Origin of the sequence: Actinophytocola sp. (assembly GCF_036402745.1) — a bacterium.
GTDB lineage: Bacteria > Actinomycetota > Actinomycetes > Mycobacteriales > Pseudonocardiaceae > Actinophytocola.
Window position 1 is genome coordinate 1 of sequence record NZ_DASWSJ010000163.1, and the last position, 5,453, is coordinate 5,453.

At 72.2% G+C, this 5,453-nt stretch carries 6 protein-coding genes; 4 read left to right on the plus strand and 2 right to left on the minus strand.

The genetic code is table 11. The features are described 5' to 3' along the window. Positions 1-660 precede the first annotated feature (660 nt). Positions 661-1,104: a hypothetical protein gene (locus VGD70_RS16220; RefSeq protein ID WP_331082293.1), complete on the plus strand. Its 444-nt coding sequence runs from the start codon at positions 661-663 to the stop codon at positions 1,102-1,104. Further along, positions 1,101-2,411, plus strand: a complete 1,311-nt coding sequence (locus VGD70_RS16225; RefSeq protein WP_331082294.1) for a deoxyribodipyrimidine photo-lyase — start codon at positions 1,101-1,103, stop codon at positions 2,409-2,411. Before VGD70_RS16220 ends, VGD70_RS16225 begins: the two co-directional genes overlap by 4 nt. 6 nt (positions 2,412-2,417) lie before the next feature. Here VGD70_RS16225 and VGD70_RS16230 read toward each other — a convergent pair whose 3' ends face one another. Further along, positions 2,418-3,458 (minus strand): RNA polymerase subunit sigma-70, encoded by a 1,041-nt coding sequence (locus tag VGD70_RS16230; protein ID WP_331082295.1) that lies wholly within the window; start codon positions 3,456-3,458, stop codon positions 2,418-2,420. An 83-nt stretch (positions 3,459-3,541) separates the two neighbouring features. Between VGD70_RS16230 and VGD70_RS16235 the strand changes: the two genes are divergently transcribed. Together VGD70_RS16235 and VGD70_RS16240 are read left to right on the plus strand one after the other, a co-directional pair. Beyond that, the gene (locus VGD70_RS16235; protein WP_331082296.1) at positions 3,542-4,540 is read left to right on the plus strand and encodes an RNA polymerase subunit sigma-70; all 999 of its coding nucleotides are present in this window, start codon (positions 3,542-3,544) and stop codon (positions 4,538-4,540) included. Continuing rightward, positions 4,537-4,860: a YciI family protein gene (locus VGD70_RS16240; RefSeq protein ID WP_331082297.1), complete on the plus strand. Its 324-nt coding sequence runs from the start codon at positions 4,537-4,539 to the stop codon at positions 4,858-4,860. Before VGD70_RS16235 ends, VGD70_RS16240 begins: the two co-directional genes overlap by 4 nt. A gap of 397 nt (positions 4,861-5,257) precedes the next feature. On the opposite strand, the gene VGD70_RS16245 is transcribed toward VGD70_RS16240, so the two are convergent. Next, a partial coding sequence (locus tag VGD70_RS16245) for a YbaK/EbsC family protein (RefSeq protein WP_331082298.1) occupies positions 5,258-5,453 on the minus strand: 196 nt, incomplete at its 5' end.

Sequence of the window (5,453 nt, forward strand, 5' to 3'; positions counted from 1 at the left end):
CATCGGCGGCCAACGCCCCTTCCTGACCCGCCTGACAGACCACTTGACGAATACCTGACCGCTCCTGCCTGCGCGGCCCCAACCCCGCTCTCGGCGCCCAGCGCACGCGCGGAACCAAGGCGTTCCCGCCGGCGCGTGCCCGCATGGCCTCCAGCCAAGTTCCTGGCGCCCAACGCATCCACGCGAAATCAAACCGCTCCCGTGGGCGCGCGGCCCCTGTGGCCAGATTCCCTGGCCTCCAACGCATCCACGCGAATCAAAGCGCTCCCGCGGGCGCGCACCTCTGCGGCCAAGCCAGTTCCCAGCCTCCAACGCATCCGCGAAATCAAAGCGCTCACGCGTGTCCCGCGGCCCCAACCCGACCCGGGCGCTCAACGCATGCGGGCGGAACCAGGGCGTCCGCCGCCAGCGTGTACCCCGCACCAACCCATTGGCGCCCAACGCATCCGCGCGGAACCAGGGCGTTCCCGCCAGCACGTGCCCCACAGCCCCAAGCGAAGCCCTTGGCCCCCAACGCATCCGCGCGAAAATCAAAGCGCTCGCGCGCTCGTGCCCGATGCAGCCCCCACCCTCTCCGGGGGCACCCCGTGCTTCCAGTCTACCGGCACCCACCGACAATCCCCGCGATGTCGATCTTGCCTGTGGACAACCACCTCTCCTGTGGATAACTACCCCGTTTCGGGCCTTGCGGATCTGCACGTGTCGCAAGGCTCGGACAGTATCGGCGGCATGACGAAGAACTGGCTTCCCCGAGTCCTCGGTGCGGCGACCGCCCTCTACGGCGCCGCCATCACCGCCAGGCCGGCGCTCCTCCTCGGCCCCTCCGGCATGCTGCGCGGCGGCGAGCCCGAGCCGGAACAGGCGGCGTTCGTCCGCACGCTCGGCGTCCGCGACTTCGCCTCCGGCGTGGCCATATCCGTCGCGCCCGGCCGGAAGGCGTTATGCACCGCCATCGCCGTGCGGGTCGCCTCCGACATGGGCGACCTCGTCGTCCTCGGCCAGGCCCTGCGCGGCAAGCCCGAACGCACCAAGGTCATGACCATCGCCGGCGGATGGGGCGCGCTGTGCGCCCTGTCGGCCATCACCACCCGGAGAAGACGTTGAGCACCACCATCGCCGTGTTCACCCGCGACCTGCGGATACACGACAACCCCATGCTGGCCGCCGCCAGCCGCGACACCGACCACGTCGTGCCGCTGTTCGTCCGCGACCACCGCATCGGCGCCAGCCGGTTCGCCGCGGGCCGGCTGCGCTTCCTCGACGAGTCGCTGGCCGACCTCGACACCTCACTCCGCGCAAAGGGCGGCAGGCTCGTCCTGCGCGAGGGAAGCCCGGTCGAGGAGATCTGCCGCGTCGCCACCGCCACCGACGCCACCCGCGTGCACATCGCCGGCGACGTGTCGGCGTTCGCCAAGGCCCGCGAGGCGGAGCTGGCCGGCGCGCTCGGCCGGCGCGAGCTCGTCGTGCACCACGACGTCCACACGGTCGTCCCACCCGGCGCACTCCGGCCCCAGAGCCGCGACCACTTCGCCGTGTTCAGCGCCTACCACCGGCGCTGGAGCGACCACGGCTGGCGCGGTCTCCAACCGGCGCCCGAGCGCATCACGTTGCCCAAGATCCAGCTGGGCGACGTGCCCAAGGCCAAGGGCCACGGCGGCGAGACCGCGGGCCGCTGCCGCGCGGACGCGTGGCTGCACGCCGACGTCCAGCACTACGTCGACCAGCACGACGTGCTCGCCGCCGACCGCACCTCCCGGCTCTCGCCGTACCTGCACCTGGGCTGCGTCTCGGCGCTCGAGCTGGCCCGCCGCGCGGGCAAGTCGGCCGGAGCGGAGGCCTTCGTCCGGCAGCTGGCCTGGCGCGACTTCCACCACCAGGTCCTCGCCGCCCGCCCCGACGCCGCGCACCGCGACTACCGCCACCGCGGCGACCGGTGGCGCGACGACAAGAACGCGCTGCAGGCCTGGCAGGAGGGCCGGACCGGCATCCCCATCGTCGACGCCGGCATGCGTCAGCTCCGCGCCGAGGGCTGGATGCACAACCGGGCCCGGCTCATCACCGGCAGCTTCCTCACCAAGACCCTCTACCTCGACTGGCGCGCCGGCGCCGAACACTTCTTCACCTGGCTCCTCGACGGCGACGTCGTCAACAACTGCCTCAACTGGCAGTGGGTCGCGGGCACGGGCACCGACAGCCGGCCCAACCGCGTGCTCAACCCGCTGCTGCAGGCCGAACGCTACGACCCCGACGGCGAGTACGTCCGCCGCTACGTCCCCGAACTGTCCCATGTGGACGACAAACAGGTCCATCGACCATGGCGGCTGCCGGCGGCCGAACGGCGCGGTTACCCCGCGCCCATCGTCGACCTGGCCGACGGCCGCGCCCGGTTCCTCGCCGCCCGCGGGAAATAGCCACGGTCAGACCGACGAAGGGAGGCCGAACAACGGATACATCTCCACACCGAACACGGTGATCTCGGCGATCTGGCCGTCGACCAGACGCAGCACGCTCAGGCCGAACGCCTGGTAGTGGGTCCCGCCCGGCGGGCGGATGTACGTCGCCACCGCGGGCTGCCCGTTGGCCGCCGTCGGCAGGCAGCGGAACTCCTGCCGGTGCTCGCCACGGAACACGGGCTGCCACGCCTCGACGAGGGTGTCCCGACCCTCGTACCAAACGGGGTCGTCGGTCATGTTGCCGCCGGCCCACGGGGCCTGGCTGCAGCGGGCGTCCTCACGCAGCATCGTGCCGAGACCGGCGTCGTCGCCGCGTTCCAGCGCGTCCATGTACCGGGTCACCACCGCCCGCACCTCCTCCGACGGTGCCGACGGCGACCAGTCCAGCCGTCGCGCGGGCAGGTGGGCACGCATGGTCACGCGGGCCCGCTGCAACGCGCTGTTGGCCGACGCCACGGTCGTCTCCAGCAGCGCCGCCGACTCCTTGGCCGACCAGCCGAGGACGTCGCGCAGGATCAGCACGGCACGCTGGCGCGCGGGCAGGTGCTGGACCGCGGCGAGGAACGCCAGCTCGACCGTCTCGCGGGACATCACGACCTCGTCAGGGTCCAGCACGCTGTCCGGGCACGGCTGCAGCCATGGCACCACCACGGCGGGCAGCGGCGCGGCGCTCGGGTCGGCGGGTGGTGACGCGGCGGTCGGCGGCGTGGTCGGCAGTGCGGTCGGCAGCGCGGGCCGCGGCTTGCGGTCGAGCAGGTCGAGGCACGCGTTCGTGGCGATCTTGTACAGCCACGCGCGGAACGTCGAGCGGCCCGCGTAGGTCTCGCGGCGGCGCCAGGCACGCAGGAACGTCTCCTGCACCAGGTCCTCCGAGTCCTCGACCGAGCCCAGCATGCGGTAGCAGTGCACCTGCAGCTCACGCCGGTACCGGCCGGTCAGCTCGGCGAACGCCGACTCGTCGCCGCCGCGCGCGGCGGTCACCACCTCGACCGGCTCCGTGTCCATGGCGATCCCTCCGTCCGCTCGTCATCCTTGCGAATCATGTGACGGTCGGCGCGGGGAGAACTCATCGGTGCAGAATCGTCGGCATGAGCAACCTGGCCACCGACGAGGCGGTGATCGCGGCAGCGACCTCGGGCGACGAGCACGCGTTCGCCGAGCTCGCCCAGCGGCACCGGCGCGAGCTGCACGTGCACTGCTACCGCATGCTCGGCAACTTCGAGGACGCGGAGGACGTCGTGCAGGACACGCTGGTGCGCGCGTGGCGGGCGAAGGACACCTTCGTCGGTACGGGGTTCCGCGCGTGGCTGTACAAGATCGCCACCAACGCCTGCCTGGACACGATCCGGCGCAAGCAGCGGCAGGTGCCGCGGCTGGACTCGTTCGCCGAGGTCCCGTGGTTGCAGCCGTACCCGGACCACCTGCTGGACCAGGTCGCGCCCGTGGAGGCCGGGCCGGCGGCGACGGTCGTCGCGAAGGAGACGATCGAGCTGGCGTTCCTGGCCGCGATCCAGCTGCTGCCCGCGCAGCAGCGGGCGATCCTGATCCTGCGGGAGGTGCTGGACTGGTCGGCGAAGGAGGCCGCCGACCTGCTCGAGACCACGGTCGCCGGGGTCAACAGCGCGCTGCAGCGCGCCCGCGCGACGCTGCGCACCCGGCTGCCCGAGCGCGACGAGCACCGGCCGGCGAGCGACCCGACCGACCTCGAGCGGTCGCTGCTCCAGCGGTACATCGACGCCCACGAGCGCGGTGACCCGAGCGCGATCACCGAGCTGGTGCGCGACGACATCCGGATCACGATGCCGCCGCGCCCGTGGTGCTACGACGGCATCGCGTCGCTCGCGCCGCTCTTCCAGGCCGCGTTCGGCGGCTCGCACGGCGACTGGCTGCTGGTGCCGACCAGCGCCAACCGCCAGCTCGCGGCGGCCAACTACCTCCGCGCACCCGGCGACGACCTCTACCGCGCGTTCAAGATCGACGTCGTCCGGTTCGCGGGCGACCGGATCGCGGAGGTCACCACGTTCGACAACACTCTGTTCGACGCGTTCGGGCTGCCGCCCACGGTGACGCCGGGAGGTTCACGGTGAGGTTCCTGATGATGCTGTGCGGCGACGACAGCACGCCCCAGAACGACTACCTGCCCGGCTGCGCCGAGTGGTCGAAGGCGATGGCCGAGCGCGGTGTCCTGCTGGCCGGCATGGGCCTGCGCCCGCCGAAGGAGGCGAGCACGGTGCGGGTCCGCGGTGGCGAGGTCCTGCACACCGACGGCCCGTTCGCCGAGACGAAGGAACAGATGGGCGGGGTCAACATCCTGGAGTGCGCGAACCGCGAGGAGGCCCTGCGCATGGCCGCGACCCACCCATGGGCCGCGATAGGGACGATCGAGATCCGCCAGGTCATCGCCTGACTCCACCACCCGCGCCGGCTCACCCCACGCACGACCCGATCGGCCCGGACGACGCGACTCCGGTCGGTCGCCTTGCCGCGGCGGCTGGGCCACGCACGACCCGGTCGGCTCTGGCCGCCGCGACCCTGGTCCGCCTGGTCGCATGACCGCAGCGGCTCGCGTCATGCGCGGTCGGCTCGGTTGTGGCTGACGCGATCTTCGGTCGGCATGAGCGGGGCGGTTCAGGTGATGCGCGGTCGGCTCAGGCCTCGTCGAGCTTGCCCGGATCACTGGCGCCGGCCACGCCATGACCGGCGTCGAGCAGCTCAGGGCGGAGCCGCCTGCCGGGATAACCCGTGGCTCCGAACACGACACAGCGCCTGCCGACGATCCTGACCACCCGGCATGTTCCCGCTGATCAGCCGCGCGCGGCGATCGAGGCCACCGTGGCACCCGCGAGCCGGACCAGCTCGCCCGGCGCCAGCTCGATCTCCAGCCCGCGCCGCCCACCGCTGCAGAAGACCGTCTCGAAGCCGGTCGCCGAGCTGTCCACCACGACCGGCAACCGCTTGCGATGCCCGAGCGGCGAGATCCCGCCTGCCACGTACCCGGTG